This is a genomic window from Xylanimonas ulmi (genome assembly GCF_004216535.1).
Lineage (GTDB): Bacteria > Actinomycetota > Actinomycetes > Actinomycetales > Cellulomonadaceae > Xylanimonas > Xylanimonas ulmi.
Map to the genome: position 1 here is coordinate 2,637,635 of NZ_SGWX01000001.1, position 19,790 is coordinate 2,657,424.

Genomic DNA, 19,790 nt, shown 5'->3' on the forward strand with positions numbered 1-19,790 from the left:
CGGGCGGCGTCTTCGGGGGCGGCGCGACGGGCGCCGTCACGCGCTCAGCCGTGGACGCGGCGCACCCACGCGAGCGGGTCGGCGATCTCGCGCGCGGTCGGCAGCGCCTGGGCCGAGGTCCAGACCGCGTTGAGGCCGTCGCGTCCCACGCGCCGCTCGACGGCGCGCACGAACGCCGCGCCGTCGCGGTACTGCGCGAGTTTGGCGTCCATGCCGAGCAGGCGGCGCAGCACGACGTCCAGGCGCGGCGAACCCTCGCCGTCGCGCCGCCGCTCGAAGCGCGCACGGATCTGGCGCACCGAGGGCACCACGCGCGGCCCCACGGCGTCCATCATGACGTCGGCGTGCCCCTCGAGCAGGGCCATCACGGCCGTGACCTCGGCCATCTCGTCCTTCTGCTCGACGGTCAGCAGCCGCTCGAAGGGCGCGGGCCCGTCCGAGCGGAACGGGCCGGTCACGACGTCGGCCACACCGCGGCCCACCGCGGCGAACCGCTCCAGCAGCGGCGCCTTGGCCAGCCCGACGGCGGTGCGCGTGACGTCCTCCAGCAGGCCGCCGACGCGCCCGCGCAGGTGCTCGGCGAGCCACGGCGCCGCGGCGAACTGCGTCGCGTGGGTCTGCTCGTGCAGGCAGACCCACAGCCGGAAGTCGCGCGGGTCGACGCCCATCGAGCGTTCGGCCGCCAGCACGTTGGGCGCCACCAGCAGCAGCCGGCCCGGGATCGGCTCCTGCTCGTCGTGCCCCAGCCGCGCGTACGGGTCGAACTGCCCGAGCACCCGGGGCGAGAGCACGGCCAGCAGTCCACCGACCTCCAGGGCGCCGCCCAGCCGTGCGGCCTGCGAGGAGCTCGCCTCGTCACCGAGCGCGGCCGCGACCGGCGCCGTCATCGCCGCCATGACCTGGGTGTTCGCGAGCGCCCAGCGGGCGCGGTCGACCACGACGACGGGGCCGAGGTCGGCGGCGCCGTCACGCGCTCCGCCGCGCACCCGGCGCACCCCGCCGACGGGCGTGATGCGGGTGGTGGTCAGCACGTGCTCGACGGCGTCGCTCGCGGCCTCGCGCAGCCCACCGACCAGGTCGTGCAGCTGCCCGCGCGTCGCCCGCGGGCCCGGCGGCGCCAGCCGTCCGGCGAGCTCGGCCGCGGCCGACCAGTCGACGACGGGCTGCGGGCTGGTGCGAGTCACCGCCCCACCGTATCCACACGGCCACCCGCCGCCACCCTCGGCGCCGCGCCGAGCGTCAGGCGCGCAGGCGTCAGGCGCGCAGGCGTCAGGCGCGCAGGGGTCAGGCGCGCAGGGTCGCGAGCCGACCGACGAACGCGTCGAAGATCATGCGCGCCCCGACGGTGGCGCCCGACTCGATCTGGTCGGCCTGTAGTGCGAAGACCAGCAGCCGGTCGTCGGCCGTGACGACCATGCCGGCCAGCCCGACGACGCCCGGCAGGGACCCCGTCTTGGCGCGCACGAGCCCGCGGGCCGGGTTCTCGCCGCCGAACCGCGAGGCGAGCGTCCCGCTCAGGGCGCCGACCGCGAGGTCCACGGCGGCGTCGCGCAGGTGCGGGTGTGCGGGGTCGGTCGTCAGGCGCAGCGTGTCGGCGAGCTGGCGGGGGGTCAGCCGCGAACCGCGGCCCAGTCCCGAGCAGTCGACCAGCACCGCGCCCGCCAGGTCGACCCCCAGGCTCTCGACGACGGAGCGCACCGCCTGCGTGGCGCCCTCGTTCGAGCCGGGCCGCCCCGTCTCGATCGCGACCAGGCGGCCGAGCACCTCGGTGATGGTGTTGTCGGAGTACTGCATCGCCCAGCCCGAGATCTCCCCGATCGACGCCGAGCTCACCTGGCCGACCACGCGGCCGCGGGACGGCTCCGAGGCGCGCACGATCGAGCCGGTCACCGTGACGCCGCGCGTGGCGAGCTCTTGGGCGAAGGCCTGGGCGGCCGCCAGCGCGGGGTCGGGCGCGCGCGGACCCCAGGACCCCTCACCCAGCATCGCGACGTTGACCGCCAGCGACGCGACCGGCGCCACGAACCCCAAGGTCACCTCGTCCTCGGGGACGGCGGGCGCGACCGCGGGGCCGGTGAACAGCGTGTCCTCGACCGCCAGCCGCACCTGCGTCTTGCCGCTGACGGTGATGCGCGCGGCCGCCTGGGCCGCAAGGTCACCCAGGCCGGCGCGGCCGTTGACCGCGTCGGGGTCGCCGGCGCCCGCCGCCAGCAGCATGTCGCCGCCGCCGACCAGCACCAGACGATCGCCGTCGAGCACCGCCTTCGTGTCGAGGGTGCGGTCCGGGCCGAGCTCCTGGAGCGCGGCGACGGCGGTGAGCACCTTCTGCGTCGAGGCGGGCGTGAAGCCCGCGTTGGCGTCCGCGGCGCCGAGCGTGTCGCCCGTGGCCGCGTCGACCACGAGCGCGCCCACATGCGGGCCGAGCCGCGCGTCGCCCGCGAGGTCCGCGACGAGCGCGCCGACGTCGGACGCGGAGGGCACGGGGGCGTCGTCGGGCAGCGTGCGCAGGATCGGGGCGGGCTCGGGGCCCAGCATCGCCCCCGGCGGCGTCGGGAAGGGGGCGGGGGCCGGCGGCGCGGGGGCGAGGGTGAGCATGCCGGGGACGACGTCGTGGGCGTCGGCGACGAGGTACCCGCCCAGCAGCGCGACGACCGTCACGGCGGTGGCTCCCGCCCGCAGCCGCCACCCCATGCCGTGCCCCTCCTTCGTCGCCACGCCCTGCCGTCAGACCCAGGTTCGGGCATGCGGCGCGAGCCTGCCCGCATCATGGCACGTCGGGCGCCGTCAGGAGGCGTGTCAACGAGTGTCAGGGCGCGTGTCCCCGCATGGCAGACTTGTCCCGCGTCCGCACCGCGACAGGAGGAACAGTGGAGTTCGACGTCACCATCGAGATCCCCAAGGGCCAGCGGAACAAGTACGAGGTCGACCACGAGTCGGGTCGTATCCGTCTGGACCGCATGCTCTTCACGTCGACCCGCTACCCGGACGACTACGGCTTCATCGAGGGCACCCTCGGCGAGGACGGCGACCCGCTCGACGCCATGGTGCTCCTGGAGGAGCCGACGTTCCCGGGCTGCCTGATCAAGTGCCGCGCCCTGGGCATGTTCCGCATGCGCGACGAGGCGGGCGGCGACGACAAGGTGCTGTGCGTCCCCCTGGGCGACCAGCGCGCGGCCTGGCGTCAGGACATCGACGACGTCTCGGACTTCCACCGCCTGGAGATCCAGCACTTCTTCGAGGTCTACAAGGACCTGGAGCCCGGCAAGTCGGTCGAGGGCGCCCACTGGGTCGGCCGCGCCGAGGCCGAGGCCGAGATCGAGCGATCCTTCGAGCGCGCCCGCAACGCCGGCTACTACCACCACTGACCACACCCGTGCGCCGTGGCGCTCAGGCGGGGTCGGCGGAGGTCTAGCGTGGGGGCATGCTCGCTGCAGTCATCCACGGGGCGCGCGACGTGCGCGCGCAGGAGCGCCCCGACCCCCGTCTTCTGACCCCGCACGACGCCGTGGTGCGCGTCGTGGCCGCCTGCGTCTGCGGCTCCGACCTGTGGCCCTACCGCGGCGTCACCCCCACCGCGGCGCCGCACCCCATCGGGCATGAGCTGGTCGGCGTCGTCGAGGAGCTCGGCGACCAGGTCACCTCGGCCCGCGTCGGCGACTTCGTCATCGTGCCGTTCTCGCTGAGCTGCGGGCGCTGCCAGGCGTGCCGCGCCGGCTTCCCCGCGGTGTGCGACTTGGTCACGTTCTTCGGCTCCACGGACCGCGACGGCCACCCGGTCGACGGCGCCCAGGGTGAGCGCGTGCGCATCCCGCTCGCCCAGCACTCGCTGTTCCCCGTCGGGCTCAGCGAGGCCGAGGTCGAGCGCCGCGGCCTCGTCCCCCACCTGCTGACGCTCGCCGACGTCATGTCGACCGGCCTGCACGCCGCCACCGCCGCCCAGGTCGGCCCGGGCGACGTCGTGGCCGTCGTCGGCGACGGGGCGGTCGGCCTGTGCGGGGTGCTCGCGGCGAAGCTGCTCGGCGCCGACCGCGTCATCGCCATGAGCCGTCACGCCGACCGCGCCGCGATCGCCCGCCGCTTCGGCGCCGACGACGTGGTCCCGGAGCGCGGCGACGACGCCCCCGCCGCGATCCGCGCCCTGCTCGACGGCGGCCTCGTGGACGCCGCACTGGAGTGCGTCGGCACACAGCAGTCGATGGCGCAGGCGCTGGCGGTGGTGCGCGGCGGCGGCCGCGTCGGGTTCGTGGGCGTGCCGAACGGCGGCCCCGAGCTGCCGGTGCGCACGCTGTTCTCGCGCAACCTCACGGTGGGCGGCGGAATGGCCTCGGCCCGCCGCTACATGGAGGACCTGCTGCCTGACGTGCTGTCGGGCGAGATCACACCTGGTGACGTGTTCGACCTTGAGGCGCCTCTGAGCGACATCGCGCACGCCTACGCCGCGATGGACGCCCGCGAGGCGACCAAGGTGCTGGTCCGTCCGTAAGGCTCCGGTGGGCGGCGGGGCACCGCGGCGCGGGCGTCAGATCCGCAAGGCCCGCTCCGCGTTGCCGGCCAGCACGGCGTGTTGCTCCGGCGCGGTCAGGTCGCGCAGCGCCTCACGGTAGGCGCTCACGACGTCGCCGTAGCCGGAGTACAGCCGCTCGATCGGCCAGTTCGTCCCGAGGAACACCCGGTCAGCGCCGAAGGCCTCCACGCAGGCCAGGACCCACGGCCTGCGCGACCGCGGCGTCCACCCGGGTTCGGCCATGCCCAGGGACGAGACTTTGCACAGGGTGTTCGGCTCGGCGGCCAGCGTCCGCAGCATCCGGGACCACGCCGCGAAGGTCTCCGGGTCGCGGTCGGGCGGCATCCCCGCCTGGTCGAGCACGAAGGTCACCTCGGGGATCGCGCGCACCAAGTCGAGCGTGAGCCCGCAGTGCCGCCATCCGACGGTGTGGAAGAACAGCCCCGCGACCTGCCCGAGGGCCGCGTATCCGCGCCGGAAGGCCGGGTCGGCGAAGACCTCGGCCGGTCCCATCTCCCGCACCCCGCGGAAGACGGCGTGCGCCGCGTGCCGGCCGAGCTGCTCCTCGACGTCGTCGGCGGCCAGGTCGCAGGTGACGACCGCGGCGTTCGGCCAGCCTGTCTCGTCGGCGAGCCCCTGAAGCCAGGCCGTCTCGGCCACCGGGTCCGCCGCCCCGAACGCGGCGTTCATGTGCACGACCTTCGTCAGGCCGGCGAGCCGACCCTCAGCCCGCAGCTCGGGCACGGAGAACCGCGGCGCACGGACGGCGACGAGATCCCCGAAGGGGAACCCGTCGCCGTCCAGCCACCCGTACCCCAGGTCCCGCTCCCGCCGGTCCCACAGGTGGACGTGGGTGTCGACGAACATCAGGCGGGCTTGATGTTGAGGTTCACGCCCAGCACGTCCTCCAGGTCGACGACGGTCCACGATCCGCCCGGGTAGAACGCCTCGACCCGCAACGCGTGCCCGTGCTGCGCCAGATCTCGCACGACGGCGTCGCGCCCCTCGACGGCGAACCCGAGGTGGTGGACGCCCTCGCCGTGCTTGTCGAGGAACTCGCGGAAGGTTGACGGGTGGTGGTCGGGTTCGGTGAGCTCGATGACGACCTGCTGACCGGGCACCTCGATGACGGCGAGCCTCATGCCGTAGTGCGCGGGCTGCCCGCGGTACGTCTCGTCGTCGTTGGGCAGGCCCATCGCGCGCACCTGCGGGCGCTCGATGGCGAACAGCTCGCACCAGTGGTCGAGCGCCTTGTCGATGTCCTCGACCACGATGGCGACCTGGATCAGCCCGCGCAGCGCGACGGGGTGGCTCATGCCCACGGCTCCCCCTCGACGACGACGTCCCGATGCGTGCGCGCCGACTCCTCGATCGCGAGGCCCAGCGCGTGGTCCTGGCAGGCCTGCGCGAGCGAGTACGGGCCTGCCGCCTCGCCGCGCGCCCAGGCGCCGACGGCCATCAGGTGGTCGGCGACCGCGAGGTCGTCCTCCGAGAGGCGGGAGCCGACCCAGGCGTTGCGCCACAGCACCTTGCCCTCGAACGAGGTGTGGACGACGTCGTTGCCCTCCAGGTTCATGTCCACGCCGGTGCGGCGGTACTCGATGCGTGAGGTGATCGGGTCCACGCCGTCCCAGCGCACGACGGTGTCGTCGACCATCTCGCCCAAGGTGCCCCGCACGACGATCCGGCGCGACAGCAGGGGGTTCCACCACTGCATGTTCATGAAGCTGTACACGCCGACCCGGCCGTCGCCGAAGTCAAGCGTGGCGTAGGTGCTGGTCTGCGCCTCGGGCTCGGGGTCGGCGGCCCAGCCGTCGAAGCCCAGCGGCAGCGTCATGCGGGTCTCGAAACTGCGGCCGGACACCACGGCCCGCTCCATGTCGAGGCCGAGGTAGGCCCGCATGAGCGACGTCGCGTGGTAGAGGTGGGTGGAGGCGACCTCGACCGACTGTGGCGCGCCGAGAGCCCCGGAGCGGACCACCGCCAGGCGTGAGGCGTGGCCGGGCATGAGCACGTACTGCTCTCCCACCTGGACCAACGCCTCATCTTCGATGCTGGTCCACAGGTCGCGCAGTCCGGCCAGGTCGGGTGCCGGCGGGGTCTCACCCATGACCTTGACGCCGCGTGCCGTCAGCTCCTTGAGCAGTCCCGGCATGGCGGGCCACGACACCGCCGCGATGACGAACTCGGGCTTGAGGGCCAGCAGCTCGTCGAGCGAGGTGACGGTGGCGACACCGTAGCGGCGGCGGACGTTCTCGGCCTCGGCCTCGTTGAGCGCCATGACGGCGACGGCCTCGAGCCGCGACGGGTCCGCCGCGGCCACCCGCAGGTGGAACTGCGCGCGCCAACCGGCGCCGATGACGGCGAAGCGGGTGGGGTTGCTCATCTGAGCTGTCCTTTCGATGGAGGGGGTCAGACCTGGCTCATGCCGCCGTCGACGGTGAGCTCGACGCCGGCGACGAAGCTCGCCTCGTCGCTCGCGAGGAACGTCACGGCCGCGGCGACCTCCTCGGGGCGCCCGATCCGGCGCAGCGGGACCTGTGCCGCGACGGCGGCCTCCACGTCCGCGGATCCGCCGGTGAACTGGTCGAACCCGGCGGTGCGGGTGGGGCCGGGGCTCACCGCGTTGGCGCGGATCCCCCGGTGTCCGAGCTCGGCCGTCAACGTGCGGGCGAGCGACCGCACGGCCGCCTTGCTCGCGTTGTAGACGGCGTGGCCCGGTCCGCCGTTCGTGCCGGCGATCGATGAGGTCAGCACGATGGACGCGCCGTCCGCGAGATGCGGTGCGAGCCGTTGGACGGTGAACAGCGCGCCGCGGAACGTGAGCCCCGCGACCGCGTCGAACTTCTCCGGCGTCAGGTCGGCGACGTCGGTGGCCTCGACGTCGCGTCCGGCGTTGACGTGCAGCACGTCGATCCGGCGGCCCGTGTCGGCCACGGCCTGCGCGAGGTCGTCCAGGTCGCCCAGGTCGGCGGCGTCGCCGACGACGCCGATGGCGCGCGGCCCCAGCTCGGCGATCGCCGCGTCGACCTCGGCGGCGAACGGGGAGGTGATGATGACGCTCGCCCCCTCGGCGACGAATCGGGTCGCGACCGCCTTGCCGATGCCCGCGGTGCCCGCGGTGACGACGGCGAGCTTGCCTTCGAGTAGACCCATCTGTGTCTCCTTGTGGTCGGGTGGGCGCGTCACTTCAGCGCGCCCGCGGCCAGGCCGCGTTCGAAGTACTTCTGCAGCGCCAGGTAGGCGCTGACCATGGGCAGCGCCGCGATGACGGCGGCGGCCAGGACTCCGGTCTGGTCGTTGGTGTACTGACTGATGAAGAACGACGGCAGCAGGGTCAGCACCTGCCTGTTCGGGTCGTTGAGCATCAGCAGGGGCAGCAGGTAGGCGTTCCACGCCGCGATGAGCGTGAGCACCACGATGGCGGCGGCGATCGGCCGGGTCAGGGGCAGCACGACCCGGCGGAACGCCTGCCAGATGGTGGCGCCGTCGACGCGGGCGGCCTCCAACAGCTCATTGGGGATTCCGTCGTAGAAGTTGCGGGCCAGCAGGGTCGCGAACGGGATCTGGAGCGCGGCGATCGGCAGGATCACCGCGATGAGCTGGTTGTACATGTCGAAGGTCGACGCGGTCACGAACAGCGGCGTCAAGAGCACGGCCTCGGGCATCGTCAGGGCCAGCAGCAGCGCCCAGAACCACAGCTCCTTGCCCGCGATCCTCAACTTGGAGAACCCGAACGCGGCGAGCATGGTGCACACGTACACGATGAGGATTGCGAACACCGAGACGATCACGGAGTTGCGCAGGTAGGTGAACAGCACCCCCGTCTCGAACACCTTGACGTAGTTGCCGAACCCGCGCCCGGCGAGCGAACCACGCACCATGGCGAAAAGCGGGAACAGGAAGGGCAGCGCCATCAGCGTGACGACGGCCTGGATGACGGCTTTCTGGAGCCTGGTACGGGCCTCGAACATCTCAGCGCCTCCCCTCGCGGCGGCTGCGCGCCGACATCGCGACACCGCAGGCCAGAGCCAGGACGAGGAGTGCGACGGAGATCGTCGCGGCGTAACCGAAGTTCTTCTCCTGCATCATCGTCTGGTAGATGTACGTGCCCAGGAACTGGGTGGCGCCGCCCAGGCCCGAGGGTGAGATCAAGTAGGGCCAGTCGAACGTCTTGAGGGCGCCGATGAGACCGAGGGTCGCCAGGGCGAGGGTCGTCCCGCGGCAGGCGGGCCAGACGATCGAGAACAGGGTGCGGACATTGCCCGCGCCATCCATGCGCGCCGCCTCCATGATCTCGGGCTCGATCTGCGACATGGCCGCGTAGAAGAGGATGAACGTCAGTCCCGTCCACTGCCAGATCGTCGCGAGCATGACGACGCCGAGCGCCGTGCGGGGGTCTGACAGCCACGTGTGCGTCAGTCCGTCCAGCCCCACCGCGGACAGGATGGAGTTGATGTCCCCGTTGTTCGCGAACATCGCACGGAAGACGGGCGCCATCGTCGCCGGGGCCAGCACGGTCGGCACGAAGATGACCACCTTGTACAGCCCGCGGAGCCGGACGGTGGAGTGCATCAGCGCGGCGAACACGAAGCCGATCAGCGTCTGCGTCGTGAACGTCACGACGTAGAACACGGCCGTGTTGCCGAGCGCGCGCCAGAACATCGAGTCCCCGAGGAGGGTCTGGAAGTTGCTGGCCCCGACCCATTCCGACGGGGTGAGGATGAAGCCGTTCCACCGCTGGGTGGACACGAACCCGGTGTAGCCGATCGAGAAGTAGATCAGGCCGACGACCACGACCATGGCCGGGACGATCCACGGGTAGCCGCTTGCGACATGTCTGAGCCCGTGGCGGCGTCGGGCGGGCGCCCAGGTCACTGTGCGTCGACGATCGACTGCCAGTGCGCCTGAGCGTCCGCGCCGCTCATGCGCCCCTCGGCGACCTCACCCAGCGTGTCGCGGAAGCCCGAGTTGAGCTCGGCCGAGACCGTGGCGAAGCGGGGCTGGGTGGCCGAGGCGGCCTGCTCGGTGTAGGCCGAGAGCACGTCGGCCTGGACCTGCGCGTCGGCCAGCTCGATCTGGTCCCACGCCGGGGTGACGCCGTTGAGGGCCGGGATGTTGTTGAGCGTGTTGGCCACGGCCTGCTGGCCGGCCTGCGAGGTCGCGAGCCAGACGGCGAACGTCGTGGCGGCGGCCTGGTTCGTCGAGCGGGCCGAGACGGCCAGGCCGTAGTCGGCGTCGCCGAACATGTTGCCGACATCGCCGGTGCCGGCGAGGTCTGGGAAGTCGATCGGGAGGATCGTCATCGGCTGCGGGTTCGAGACTCCCGCGGCCTCCTGCGCGGCGATGTTCGAGTCCACGACCGCGTACTGCGTGTACCAGGAGCCCATCATCACCATGGCGTAGTTGCCCGCGAAGAACTCGTTGTTCGCGTCCGGGTACTGCTGCAGTCCGGTCGCGCCGGGTTGCATGACGCCCTCGTCGAACAGCGACTTCCAGATCGCCAGGCCCTCGGCGAACTTCGCCCCCGACTCGCCGTCGGTGTACGACGCCTCACCGAGGGAGGCCTTCTGGTACAGACCCGGCTCGACGTTCTCCATGATCGCCTCGAACGTGTCCATGTTGAACGCGTGCTGGCCCGCGCCCTGGACGAAGCAGCCCTTGCCGCCCGCCTCGAACGCGGCGCAGACCGACGTCCACTCCTCCAGCGTGGTCGGAGGCTTCTGGCCGAACTCGTCGAAAAGGTCCTGGTTGATCCACAGGTTGCCGGAGTAGACGGCGCCCGCGGAGAGGCCGACGAGCTTGTCGTCGACGGTCAGACCCTCGACGCCGATCTCGGCGAGCTGATCGCGCCAGCCGTCCCCGAGGGCCTCCTGGACCGCCGGGGTGAGGTCGATCGCGCCGGCGCCGAACGTCTCGACCCCTCCGTTGGCCGAGCCTGGGGCGACGTTGAAGATGTCGGGCCCGTCCGACGACGTCAGCGCCGGGGAGAGCACCGAGTCGTAGCTGTCGATCGGCCGCGAGACGAAGGTGACCTCGATGTCGGGGTACTCCTCGTTGAACGCCGCGATCAGCTTCGCCGCGTTGGCCGCGTCGGGGGTCCAGCCCCACCACGTGACGCTGCCCTCGGTGGCGCTGCCCTCGGCTCCACCGCCCGGACCGCCGCATGCCCCCGCAAGGAGGCCGACAGCGGCGACCGCCGCGATGATGCCCGCCCTGCGTGCCAGAACCGTCGTCGTCGACGTACGCATCGTTGCTCCTTCTGCCCGCCCCGTGGGGCCGCTTGGACGCGAAAGTTTCTTTAATGCTTTCGCTGTCAGGTAGGTTAAGGTCCGTCAGTGGCGCCGTCAACGCGAGCGCCGAAACGTGTCGCCGATTGAGAGGGCAGCGAGATGGCGCAGGGGGCGTCCCCCACGGGGGCGAAGGAGCGGCGCGGCGTGACGATCGCCGAGGTCGCGCAGGCCGCGGGAGTCTCTGTGCCCACCGTGTCCAAGGTGCTCAACGGGCGCCCCGGGGTCTCCGCTGCGACGCGCAGACAGGTCGAGCAGGCGCTCGACGAGCAGGGCTACCAGCACCGACGCCCCTATCCCGGATCAGGCACGGGCCTGGTCGACTTCGTCATCAACGCCCTCGACACGCAGTGGGCCACCACCCTGCTGCGCGGCGCCCAGGCCGAGGTCGCACGGCTCGGCCTCGACCTCGTCGTGACGACGACGGCCACGCCGTCGGGCGGACGCACCTGGGTCGAGCACCTGTCGCGCCGCAGCTCCGAGGGCGTCATCCTCGTGGCCGCCGATGTGCACGTCGCCGCCGAGGAGGAGCTGTCGCGCTTGCGCATGCCCGTCGTGCTGCTGGACCCGATCGGCGCGTCGGCGCCGTCGCTGCCCACGATCGCCGCCACCAACTGGGCGGGCGGACGCGACGCGACCGAGCACCTCATCGCGCTCGGGCACACCCGCATCGCCGTCATCACCGGCCCCATCGTCGACGAGTCGCACCACGACCGGCTCGACGGCTACCGCAGCGCGCTGCAGCGCCACGGCCTGCCGGTCGACGCGGCGCTCGTGCGGCACGGGGACTCGCTGGTCAGCGGCGGCGTCGAGCACGGCCGCGCGCTGCTGAGCCTGCCCGAGCGCCCGACCGCCATCGTCTCCGGCTCCGACGAGCAGGCCTACGGCGTCTACCTCGCCGCCGCCGAGCTCGGGCTCAGCGTGCCGAAGGACGTCTCGGTCGTGGGGTTCGACGACGTCGACCTGTGCCAGTGGGTGACCCCCGCGCTGACGACGGTGCGCCAGCCGCTGCGCGAGATGGGCAGGGAGGCCGCGCGCATCGTCGTCGAGATGTCCCGCTCGGCGCTGGCGCCCACACAGCGCACCGAGTTGGCCACCAAGCTCATCGTGCGCCGCTCGACCGCGGCGCCTCAGGGTTGATCTGCGCGCCATTCGTGTGGCGGATAGGCCCGGCGTGATGGAAAGTTTCCTTTATGAGCAACGTCGCCGCCCTGACCTCAGACACGCGCTTCGCGCACCGGCGCACGCGCGCCACCGTGACCCTGACCGACGCTGACGGCCAGCCGCTGGGTGGGCGCGAGGTCACCGTCGAGCAGACGAAGCACGCGTTCTTGTTCGGCAACATCGGCTTCGACTTCATCGGACTCGCCAACGGCGAGCCTGAGACCCCGCTCTACTCACCGTTCGGCGGGTGCTCGGTCGAGACCGCGCGGCGCCTCGAGCCGCTCTGGCTCGACCTGTTCAACCAGGCCACTCTCCCCTTCTACTGGCGGGGCTTCGAACTCGAGGCGGGCCGACCGGACACCCGGCGCCTGCGCCGCACCGCCGAGTGGTTCGCCGCGCGGGGCGTAGCCGTCAAGGGACACCCGCTCCTGTGGCACACCATGGCCCCGCGCTGGCTCCTGGGCGAGGACGACAAGGAGGTCGCCCGCGACCTGCGCGCCCGGATCGAGCGTGAGGTCACGCACCTGGGCGACGTCGTGCCGACCTGGGACGCGATCAACGAAGCGGTGATCATGCCGGTGTTCGACCGCGAGGACAACGCCGTCACGCGCCTCGCCCAGCGCCTCGGCCGCGTGCCGATGGTCCGCCTCGCGTTCGACGCGGCGCGCCGGGCCAACCCCGACGTCACGCTGCTGATCAACGACTTCAACCTCTCGCCGGCCTACGAACGCCTCATCGAGGACGTGCTCGCGGCCGGGGTTCGGCTCGACGCGATCGGCCTGCAGTCCCACATGCACCAGGGCTACCGCGGCGAGGCGTTCTTCGACGACGTGCTCGCCCGCTTCGCGCGGTTCGGCCTGCCGCTGCACCTCACCGAGAACACGCTGCTGTCAGGTGACCCGATGCCGGCGCAGGTCACCGACCTCAACGACTACGTCGTCGACCACTGGCCGTCCACACCCAAGGGCGAGGAGCGCCAGGCCGAGCAGATCGTGCGGCACTATCAACAACTCGTCGCCCACCCCGCGGTCGCGTGCGTCAACTACTGGGGCATCACCGACGAGGGCGCGTGGCTCGGCGCCCCCAGCGGGCTCGTCCGCGCGGACGGCTCACCCAAGCCCGCCTACGACGCGCTGCGCGGCCTGATCAAGGGGGCCTGGTGGCTTCGCCCGACGACGGCGCGCACCGACGCGCTCGGCCGCGTCGTCGTCGACGCCTTCGCGGGCGACTATCGCCTCACGGTCGCGGACGCCGTCGTCGACCTGACCTTGCCCACCGGCGACCCCGCGCTCACGGTCAGCGCGGGAGGCGACCTCGAAGGGACCCGATCATGACCATCTGGCACGTCGCCGTCACCGGCCACGACGCCCACCGCGGCGACGAGGGCGCCCCGCTGCGCACCATCAACGCCGCCGCGGCCAGGGCCATGCCCGGGGACACCGTGCGGGTGCGCGAAGGCGTGTACCGCGAGGGGGTGCGCCCACCGCGCGGGGGCCTGAGCGACACGCGCCGCATCACCTTCGAGGCCGCCGCCGGTGAGAGCGTGCGGATCACCGGCGCCGAGGCGGTGACCGGCTGGACGCGCGCGGAGGGCGGCGTCTGGCGCACGCAGGCGCCCCACGCACTGTTCGGCGCGTTCAACCCCTTCGCGCAGGAGCTGTGGGGAGACTGGCTCATCGAGCGCGAGGGCCAGCGCGCGACGCGCGGCGCGGTGTACCTCGACGGCCGAGCGCTTCGGCAGGTCTACTCGCTCGCCGCGGTCGTGTCCCCCGAGCGGCGCGAGACCGTCGTCGACGCCTGGACCGACACGCCCCAGGTCGTCGAGGACCCCCGGTGGTCGCAGGCGGTCTGGTACGCCGAGGTGGGCGACGACGTCACGGTGATCTGGGCCAACTTCCTCGACGTCGACCCCCGTGAGGCCCTGACCGAGGTGAACGTGCGCCCCGCGGTGTTCTACCCCGAGCGGAGCCACATCGACTACATCACGGTGCGCGGGTTCGAGCTCGCGCAGGCCGCGACCCCGTGGGCCCCGCCGACCGCCGACCAGCCCGGCCTCGTCGGGCCCCACTGGGCCAAGGGCTGGGTGATCGAGGACAACACCATCCACGACTCGAAGTGCGCGGCCGTCTCGCTCGGCAAGGAGATCTCGACGGGGCACAACTTCGCGTCCGTCCGCGGCGACAAACCCGGCTACCAGTACCAACTCGAGTCCGTGTTCGAGGCGCTGGAGCAGGGCTGGTCCCGCGACCGCGTCGGCTCACACGTGGTGCGCCGCAACCACATCTACGACTGCGGCCAGAACGGCGTCGTCGGCCATCTGGGCGCGGTCTTCTCGACCATCGAGGACAACCACATCCACCACATCGGCGACGCGCGTGAGTTCGACGGCTTCGAGATCGCCGGGATCAAACTGCACGCCGCGATCGACGTGCGCGTCGTCGGCAACCGCGTCGACCACTGCACCCTCGGCACCTGGCTCGACTGGCAGGCTCAGGGCACGCGCGTCGCCCGCAACGTCTACCACTCCAACACCCGCGACCTGTTCGTCGAGGTCTCCCACGGCCCCTACCTGGTGGACCACAACGTGTTCGCCTCCCGCGTCGCGGTCGAGAACTTCTCCCAGGGCGGCGCCTATGTCAACAACCTCGTCAGCGGCGTCGTGCGCTGCGGGCAGGTCCTCGACCGCGTCACGCCCTACCACCGGCCCCACTCGACGGCGGTGCGCGGCTTCGCGAACATCCTCGGCGGCGACGACCGCTGGATCGGCAACCTGTTCACCGGCGCCGACGTCGCCGGCGCGCTCGGACCGCGCGCGATCTGGCGCGACGCCGCGCCCGCCGCCAGCGGCGCCAGCGCCTACGACGGCTGCCCGGCGGGCTGGGACGCCTACCTGGAGGCCGTCAACGCCGAGGAGGGTGACCACGAGCGGTTCGGCGCCAAACGGCAGGGCGTCTACATCCACGACAACACGTATGCCAACGGCGCCCGGCCCTTCGCGGGAGAGGTCGGCGCGCGCGTCGTGTCGGAGCCCGTCACCGTCACCGTCCTCGAACGTGAGGACGGGCTGTGGCTCGAGACGGACATACCCGATGCTGTCGCCGCGGGCGTCGTCGGCCTCGTCACCGCGGCGGACCTGCCCCGCGTCCGCTTCCCCGACGCCGACTTCGAGGACCCTGACGGCTCTGCGGCGGCGGCGGACCGCGACCTGGTCGGCGCGCCCAAGGCCGCGGGCGCGCGCTACCCCGCCGGGCCGCTCGCGCACCTGCCCGCCGGCAGGACGCGCATCCCGATCCATAGATGAGCGCACGGCGCCTCATCTCTCACCCCATATATCCCGCGCGCGTTCTGCCCACCCCCTAGAATCACGCGCATGGCATATCAGGGGACCCGTCACGCTTCCCCGGCGTTCAAAGTTCTCAATAACAACGTTATCGTCATCGTTGACGAGCGCGGCGATGAGCGCGTTCTCATGGGGCGCGGACTCGCTTTCGGGCTCAAACCCGGTGACGCCATCGACCACACCAAAGTCGCCAAGACATTTGTGCTCGCCCGCGGCGAGCAGGGCGAGCACGACCTGCGGGTCCTGACCCGGGCGCCCTACCGGCTGGTCGCCGCGGTGACGGCGGCGATCGACGAGGCCGAGCGGGCGCTCGGGCGAGCGCTCGGACGCCACCTGCCGCTCGCCGTCGTCGACCACCTGGAGTTCGTGCTCGAGCGGCTCGGCCAGGGGCTGCGGGTGCCGGCCACGATGCCGGAGCTACGGGTGTTGTACGGCCAGGAGTTTGCCGCCGCGACGCGCATGGTCGAGTCGATCTCGGCGTCGCTGGGCGCGCCGTTGCCCGACGAGGAGGTCGTCTTCCTCACGATGCACCTGGTCAACGCGACGCGAGGCTTCCCGGACGGGACGACGGCCCTGCTGTTCCGGCGAGTCCGCCACATCGTCGCGACGGTCGAGGCGGGGCTCGGGGTCGCCCTCGACGACGAGAGCCCCGACTACGCCCGGTTCGTGATGCACGTGCAGTTCCTGCTCCAGCGCCTGACCAACGACGCGATGCTGCGCAACGCCGACCTGTCCTTCGTCGAGTTCACGCGGCACTCCTACCCGCGTTCGGCGGCGATCGCCGAACACGTCAAGACCTACGTCTTCGGCGCGACGGGCTCCTCGCTCACGGACGAGGAGGTCATGTATATGACGGTCCATGTGGAACGTCTGGCACAACAGTCAGGTGACCGATCGGCCGCTTCGTGATAATGTCGCAAAGGCGAGCGAGAGGGCTCGCGGACGTCTGAGGATTGTTACCGCGCGGCGGGCAAAACCTGGGCTCACACCATCGGAACCGATGGTGGACGAGTCCGGGTTTTTTTGTTGCCCCCTGACATTCCTGGGCGTCTCGACTTCGGCATGCCGCAATGTCGCGGCAGAAGGCGAGTGAATCCAATGGACCACTCCAAGGCAGCCGCAGACGTCCTGGCGGGCGTCGGCGGGAGGGACAACGTGCAGTCGGTGGTGCACTGCGCGACGCGCCTGCGCTTCGTCCTGCGGGACGACGACAAGGCGGACGCCGAGGCGGTGCGCGCCGCGCCCGGGGTCATCACGACGGCGCGGGCGGGCGGCCAGTTCCAGGTCGTGATCGGCAACGAGGTGCCCGAGGTCTACCGGGAGCTGGAGCCCCTGATCGGCGCGGCGCCCGCGCAGGCCGCGCCCGTGGCCGGCGGCGGGCTCGTGGCGCGGTTCATCGCGATGGTCTCGGCGATCTTCCAGCCCATCCTGTGGGTGCTGGCGGCGTCCGGTCTGATCAAGGCGTGCCTCGCGCTCGCGCTGAACTACCAGTGGATCGACCCCGCCGGGACCAACTACGCCGTCCTGAACGGCATCTCGGACACGACGTTCTACTTCCTGCCCGTGCTCCTGGCGATCACCTCGGCCCGGTTCTTCCGCGCCAACGAGTTCACCGCGGTGGTCATCGCGGGAGCGCTGGTGCACCCGGCGATCATCGCGCTCTTCCCCGCGATCGGTGAGCCCACCGCGACTGCGCGATTCGCGGGCATCCCGATGACGCTGTTGGGCGCCTACTCGGGCAGCGTGATCCCGATCATCGTCGCGGTGTGGGTCCAAGGCCACGTGGAGCGTCCGCTCTACGCGCGCATCTGGGCGCCCGTGCGGCGGTTCCTGACCCCGATGATCGTGCTGCTGCTCGTCGTCCCGCTGACCCTCATCGTCGTCGGCCCGCTGGGCACCTACGCCGGCCTGGGCCTGTCCTCGGGCATCAACGCGGTCTTCGACACCGTGCCGCTGCTCGGCGGCGCGCTCATGGGCGGCCTGTGGCAGGTGCTCGTGGTCTTCGGCCTCCACTGGGGCCTGATCCCCGTCTTCATCAGCGAGCTCGGCACCACGGGCGTGACGGTCCTCGCGGCCCCGCTGTTCCCCGCGGTCTTCGCCCAGGCGTCCGCCGTGGCGGCCGTGTGGGTGCGCTCGCGCAGCGCGGCCCGCCGCCAGCTCGCGGCGCCCGCGACCCTGTCGGGCTTCGTGGCCGGCATCACCGAGCCCGCGATCTACGGCGTCAACCTGCCGCTCAAGCGGCCGTTCGCGTTCGGCCTGCTGGGCGGCGCCGTCGGCGGCGCCATCATCGCCGTCGGCGGGACCGCGTCCAACAACCCCGCGCCGCCGTCGGGCCTGAGCTTCTGGCCCTCGCTCGCGCCGCAGGGCGGCGTGGCCTGGGCGGTCACCGGGGCGCTCGTGGCCATCGTGATCCCGTTCGTGCTGACCGTCGCGTTCCTCAAGGAGCCCGCCGAGGAGTCGGCCGCAGCGCCCGAGGGGTCGGGCGGGGCCCGGCCCGCGCCGCGGCACTCCGGCGCCCACATGCGGGTCGCCAGCCCCCTCGACGGCACGGTCATCCCGCTGGGCCAGACGCCCGACCCGGTGTTCGCCGACGGCGCGCTGGGGCGCGGCGCGGCGGTCATCCCCCGCGCGGGCGCCGTCTTCGCGCCGTTCGACGGCACAGTGGTGACCATGTTCCCCACCCATCACGCGATCGGGCTGCGCAGCGTCGAGGGCGTCGAGCTGCTCATCCACGTCGGCATCGACACGGTCAAGCTCGGCGGCGAGCACCTGAGCCCCCGCGTCGACAGCGGCCAGGAGGTGCGCGCGGGTGACCTGCTGCTCGAGTTCGACGCCGCCGCGATCTCGGCGGCGGGCTACGACCTGACCACGCCCGTCGTGGTCACCAACACCGGGGTGTTCGGCGCCGTCGACGTGCTGGCGGCCGGGCCTGTCGCACACGGCGACCCGCTGCTGACGGTCGCGGCCTCACCCGCGCCCGTCGCAGCGCACGCCGGCGACGCCTCGGGGCAGGGCGACACGGGCGCGCGCCGTCGGACCACGCCATGAGCGCGCCACCGTTCCCCCCGGGCTTCCTGTGGGGCGGCGCGACGGCCGCGAACCAGATCGAGGGTGGATACGCCGCGGGCGGCAAGGGGCTCTCGGTGCAGGACGTGCTGCCGCACGGCCTGGCCGGCCCGCGCACCGCGGCGCCCACCCCCGACAACCTCAAGCTCGAGGCGATCGACTTCTACCACCGTTATGCGCAGGACATCGCGCTGTTCGCCGAGATGGGGTTCCGGGTGTTTCGACTCTCGATCGCGTGGAGCCGGATCTTCCCCCAGGGAGACGAGGCCGAGCCCAACGAGGAGGGGCTGGCGTTCTACGACCGCGTGCTCGACGAGCTGGAGCGGCACGGCATCGAGCCGCTGGTGACGATCTCCCACTACGAGACGCCGCTGCACCTCGCCGAGGCGTACGGCGGGTGGGCCAACCGCGAGCTGATCGGGCTGTACGAGCGCTATGCGCGCGTCCTGTTCGAGCGGTACGGCTCGCGCGTGCGCTACTGGCTCACGTTCAACGAGATCAACTCGCTGTTCCACGCGCCGTTCATGAGTGGCGGCATCATCGCGCCGCCTGAGCGCCTCACCGAGGGTCTCCTCTACCAGGCGATGCACCATGAGCTGGTGGCCAGCGCGTGCGCGACGCGGCTGGCGCGTGAGCTCGCGCCCGGCGCGCAGATCGGGTGCATGGTGCTGGCGATGCCGACCTACCCGCTCACGCCCGCGCCGCCCGACGTGCTCGCGGCGAGCGCCGCCGAGCACGCCAACCTGGTCTACGGCGACGTGCAGGTGCGCGGCGCCTACCCCGGGTACTTCCTGCGCACGCTGCGCGAGAAGGGCGTCGAGCTGGAGATCACCGACGAGGACCGCGAGGCGCTGGCGCACACCGTCGACTTCGTCTCGTTCAGCTACTACATGAGCGCGTGCGAGAGCGCGTCACCGGACCGGGCGCCGGGCGCCGGCAACATCATGGGCGGCATCCCCAACCCGACGCTGCCGGCGAGCGAGTGGGGCTGGCAGATCGACCCGGTGGGCCTGCGCCTGGTGCTCAACCAGTTCTGGGAGCGCTGGGGCAAGCCGCTGTTCGTCGTCGAGAATGGCTTGGGCGCGCGCGACGAGCTCGTCGAGGTCGACGGCGTGCGCACCGTGCGCGACGACTACCGGATCGCCTACCTCAACGACCACCTGGTGCAGGTGGGCGAGGCCATCGCCGACGGCGTCGAGGTGCTGGGCTACACGTCGTGGGGGTGCGTCGACCTCGTCAGCGCCAGCACGGCGCAGCTCAGCAAGCGCTACGGGTTCGTCTACGTCGACCGGAACGACGACGGCTCGGGCACGTTCGAGCGCTACCGCAAGAAGTCGTTCGACTGGTACGCCGAGGTCATCCGGACGGGCGGCGCGAACCTGCGCCGAGGGATCTCCAGCTGAGGGACTCCCAAGCGCGCGGCCCC

The 19,790-nt window shown here is 72.0% G+C and carries 17 protein-coding genes; 8 read left to right on the forward strand and 9 right to left on the reverse strand.

The window, feature by feature from the left end:
• Window positions 1-44: 44 nt before the first annotated feature.
• Both EV386_RS12210 and dacB read right to left on the reverse strand, forming a co-directional pair.
• The gene (locus EV386_RS12210; protein ID WP_130415348.1) at window positions 45-1,184 is read right to left on the reverse strand and encodes a zinc-dependent metalloprotease; all 1,140 of its coding nucleotides are present in this window, start codon (window positions 1,182-1,184) and stop codon (window positions 45-47) included.
• 100 nt (window positions 1,185-1,284) lie between these two features.
• Entirely contained in the window at window positions 1,285-2,691 is a 1,407-nt protein-coding gene (dacB, locus tag EV386_RS12215; RefSeq protein WP_130415350.1) for a D-alanyl-D-alanine carboxypeptidase/D-alanyl-D-alanine endopeptidase, read from the reverse strand.
• Window positions 2,692-2,867: 176 nt separating this feature from the next.
• Here dacB and EV386_RS12220 point away from each other — a divergent pair, with 176 nt between their 5' ends.
• Together EV386_RS12220 and EV386_RS12225 are read left to right on the forward strand one after the other, a co-directional pair.
• Window positions 2,868-3,365 carry an inorganic diphosphatase gene (locus EV386_RS12220; protein WP_130415352.1) on the forward strand — a complete coding sequence of 166 codons (498 nt, stop codon included), beginning with the start codon at window positions 2,868-2,870 and terminating at the stop codon, window positions 3,363-3,365.
• Window positions 3,366-3,421: 56 nt separating this feature from the next.
• Window positions 3,422-4,483 carry a zinc-binding dehydrogenase gene (locus tag EV386_RS12225; protein ID WP_130415354.1) on the forward strand — a complete coding sequence of 354 codons (1,062 nt, stop codon included), beginning with the start codon at window positions 3,422-3,424 and terminating at the stop codon, window positions 4,481-4,483.
• Window positions 4,484-4,519: 36 nt separating this feature from the next.
• On the opposite strand, the gene EV386_RS12230 is transcribed toward EV386_RS12225, so the two are convergent.
• From EV386_RS12230 to EV386_RS12260, 7 genes are all read right to left on the reverse strand, one after another.
• Window positions 4,520-5,371: an amidohydrolase family protein gene (locus EV386_RS12230; protein ID WP_130415356.1), complete on the reverse strand. Its 852-nt coding sequence runs from the start codon at window positions 5,369-5,371 to the stop codon at window positions 4,520-4,522.
• Window positions 5,371-5,820: a VOC family protein gene (locus tag EV386_RS12235; protein WP_130415358.1), complete on the reverse strand. Its 450-nt coding sequence runs from the start codon at window positions 5,818-5,820 to the stop codon at window positions 5,371-5,373. The genes EV386_RS12230 and EV386_RS12235 overlap by 1 nt, the downstream gene beginning before the upstream one ends.
• Entirely contained in the window at window positions 5,817-6,890 is a 1,074-nt protein-coding gene (locus EV386_RS12240) for a Gfo/Idh/MocA family protein (RefSeq protein ID WP_130415360.1), read from the reverse strand. The genes EV386_RS12235 and EV386_RS12240 overlap by 4 nt, the downstream gene beginning before the upstream one ends.
• Before the next feature lie 26 nt (window positions 6,891-6,916).
• Window positions 6,917-7,660: an SDR family oxidoreductase gene (locus EV386_RS12245; RefSeq protein WP_130415362.1), complete on the reverse strand. Its 744-nt coding sequence runs from the start codon at window positions 7,658-7,660 to the stop codon at window positions 6,917-6,919.
• Between the two features lie 29 nt (window positions 7,661-7,689).
• The gene (locus EV386_RS12250; RefSeq protein WP_130415364.1) at window positions 7,690-8,478 is read right to left on the reverse strand and encodes a carbohydrate ABC transporter permease; all 789 of its coding nucleotides are present in this window, start codon (window positions 8,476-8,478) and stop codon (window positions 7,690-7,692) included.
• A gap of 1 nt (window position 8,479) precedes the next feature.
• Window positions 8,480-9,307: a carbohydrate ABC transporter permease gene (locus EV386_RS12255; protein ID WP_130415366.1), complete on the reverse strand. Its 828-nt coding sequence runs from the start codon at window positions 9,305-9,307 to the stop codon at window positions 8,480-8,482.
• 71 nt (window positions 9,308-9,378) lie between these two features.
• Window positions 9,379-10,755, reverse strand: coding sequence for an ABC transporter substrate-binding protein (locus tag EV386_RS12260; RefSeq protein WP_130415368.1), 1,377 nt, complete (start codon window positions 10,753-10,755; stop codon window positions 9,379-9,381).
• A 141-nt stretch (window positions 10,756-10,896) separates the two neighbouring features.
• Between EV386_RS12260 and EV386_RS12265 the strand changes: the two genes are divergently transcribed.
• From EV386_RS12265 to EV386_RS12290, 6 genes are all read left to right on the forward strand, one after another.
• A complete protein-coding gene (locus EV386_RS12265; protein ID WP_130415370.1) occupies window positions 10,897-11,934 on the forward strand; it encodes a LacI family DNA-binding transcriptional regulator in 1,038 nt (345 codons plus the stop codon).
• 53 nt (window positions 11,935-11,987) lie between these two features.
• Window positions 11,988-13,292 carry an endo-1,4-beta-xylanase gene (locus EV386_RS12270; protein WP_130415372.1) on the forward strand — a complete coding sequence of 435 codons (1,305 nt, stop codon included), beginning with the start codon at window positions 11,988-11,990 and terminating at the stop codon, window positions 13,290-13,292.
• Entirely contained in the window at window positions 13,289-15,259 is a 1,971-nt protein-coding gene (locus EV386_RS12275) for a right-handed parallel beta-helix repeat-containing protein (protein WP_130415374.1), read from the forward strand. The genes EV386_RS12270 and EV386_RS12275 overlap by 4 nt, the downstream gene beginning before the upstream one ends.
• 69 nt (window positions 15,260-15,328) lie before the next feature.
• Window positions 15,329-16,207, forward strand: coding sequence for a PRD domain-containing protein (locus tag EV386_RS12280; protein ID WP_130415376.1), 879 nt, complete (start codon window positions 15,329-15,331; stop codon window positions 16,205-16,207).
• A 189-nt stretch (window positions 16,208-16,396) separates the two neighbouring features.
• Window positions 16,397-18,346, forward strand: a complete 1,950-nt coding sequence (locus EV386_RS12285) for a beta-glucoside-specific PTS transporter subunit IIABC (RefSeq protein WP_130415378.1) — start codon at window positions 16,397-16,399, stop codon at window positions 18,344-18,346.
• Window positions 18,343-19,767, forward strand: coding sequence for a glycoside hydrolase family 1 protein (locus EV386_RS12290; RefSeq protein ID WP_130415380.1), 1,425 nt, complete (start codon window positions 18,343-18,345; stop codon window positions 19,765-19,767). The genes EV386_RS12285 and EV386_RS12290 overlap by 4 nt, the downstream gene beginning before the upstream one ends.
• Window positions 19,768-19,790 lie beyond the last annotated feature (23 nt).

Bases quoted from the DNA above. Each gene is read 5' to 3' on its own strand.
- dacB (WP_130415350.1), bottom strand. From the start codon at position 2,691: ATGGGGTGGCGGCTGCGGGCGGGAGCCACCGCCGTGACGGTCGTCGCG.
- EV386_RS12225 (WP_130415354.1), top strand. From the start codon at position 3,422: ATGCTCGCTGCAGTCATCCACGGGGCGCGCGACGTGCGCGCGCAGGAG.
- EV386_RS12230 (WP_130415356.1), bottom strand. From the start codon at position 5,371: ATGTTCGTCGACACCCACGTCCACCTGTGGGACCGGCGGGAGCGGGAC.
- EV386_RS12235 (WP_130415358.1), bottom strand. From the start codon at position 5,820: ATGAGCCACCCCGTCGCGCTGCGCGGGCTGATCCAGGTCGCCATCGTG.
- EV386_RS12240 (WP_130415360.1), bottom strand. From the start codon at position 6,890: ATGAGCAACCCCACCCGCTTCGCCGTCATCGGCGCCGGTTGGCGCGCG.
- EV386_RS12245 (WP_130415362.1), bottom strand. From the start codon at position 7,660: ATGGGTCTACTCGAAGGCAAGCTCGCCGTCGTCACCGCGGGCACCGCG.
- EV386_RS12250 (WP_130415364.1), bottom strand. From the start codon at position 8,478: ATGTTCGAGGCCCGTACCAGGCTCCAGAAAGCCGTCATCCAGGCCGTC.
- EV386_RS12255 (WP_130415366.1), bottom strand. From the start codon at position 9,307: ATGGTCGTGGTCGTCGGCCTGATCTACTTCTCGATCGGCTACACCGGG.
- EV386_RS12260 (WP_130415368.1), bottom strand. From the start codon at position 10,755: ATGCGTACGTCGACGACGACGGTTCTGGCACGCAGGGCGGGCATCATC.
- EV386_RS12265 (WP_130415370.1), top strand. From the start codon at position 10,897: ATGGCGCAGGGGGCGTCCCCCACGGGGGCGAAGGAGCGGCGCGGCGTG.
- EV386_RS12270 (WP_130415372.1), top strand. From the start codon at position 11,988: ATGAGCAACGTCGCCGCCCTGACCTCAGACACGCGCTTCGCGCACCGG.
- EV386_RS12275 (WP_130415374.1), top strand. From the start codon at position 13,289: ATGACCATCTGGCACGTCGCCGTCACCGGCCACGACGCCCACCGCGGC.
- EV386_RS12280 (WP_130415376.1), top strand. From the start codon at position 15,329: ATGGCATATCAGGGGACCCGTCACGCTTCCCCGGCGTTCAAAGTTCTC.
- EV386_RS12285 (WP_130415378.1), top strand. From the start codon at position 16,397: ATGGACCACTCCAAGGCAGCCGCAGACGTCCTGGCGGGCGTCGGCGGG.
- EV386_RS12290 (WP_130415380.1), top strand. From the start codon at position 18,343: ATGAGCGCGCCACCGTTCCCCCCGGGCTTCCTGTGGGGCGGCGCGACG.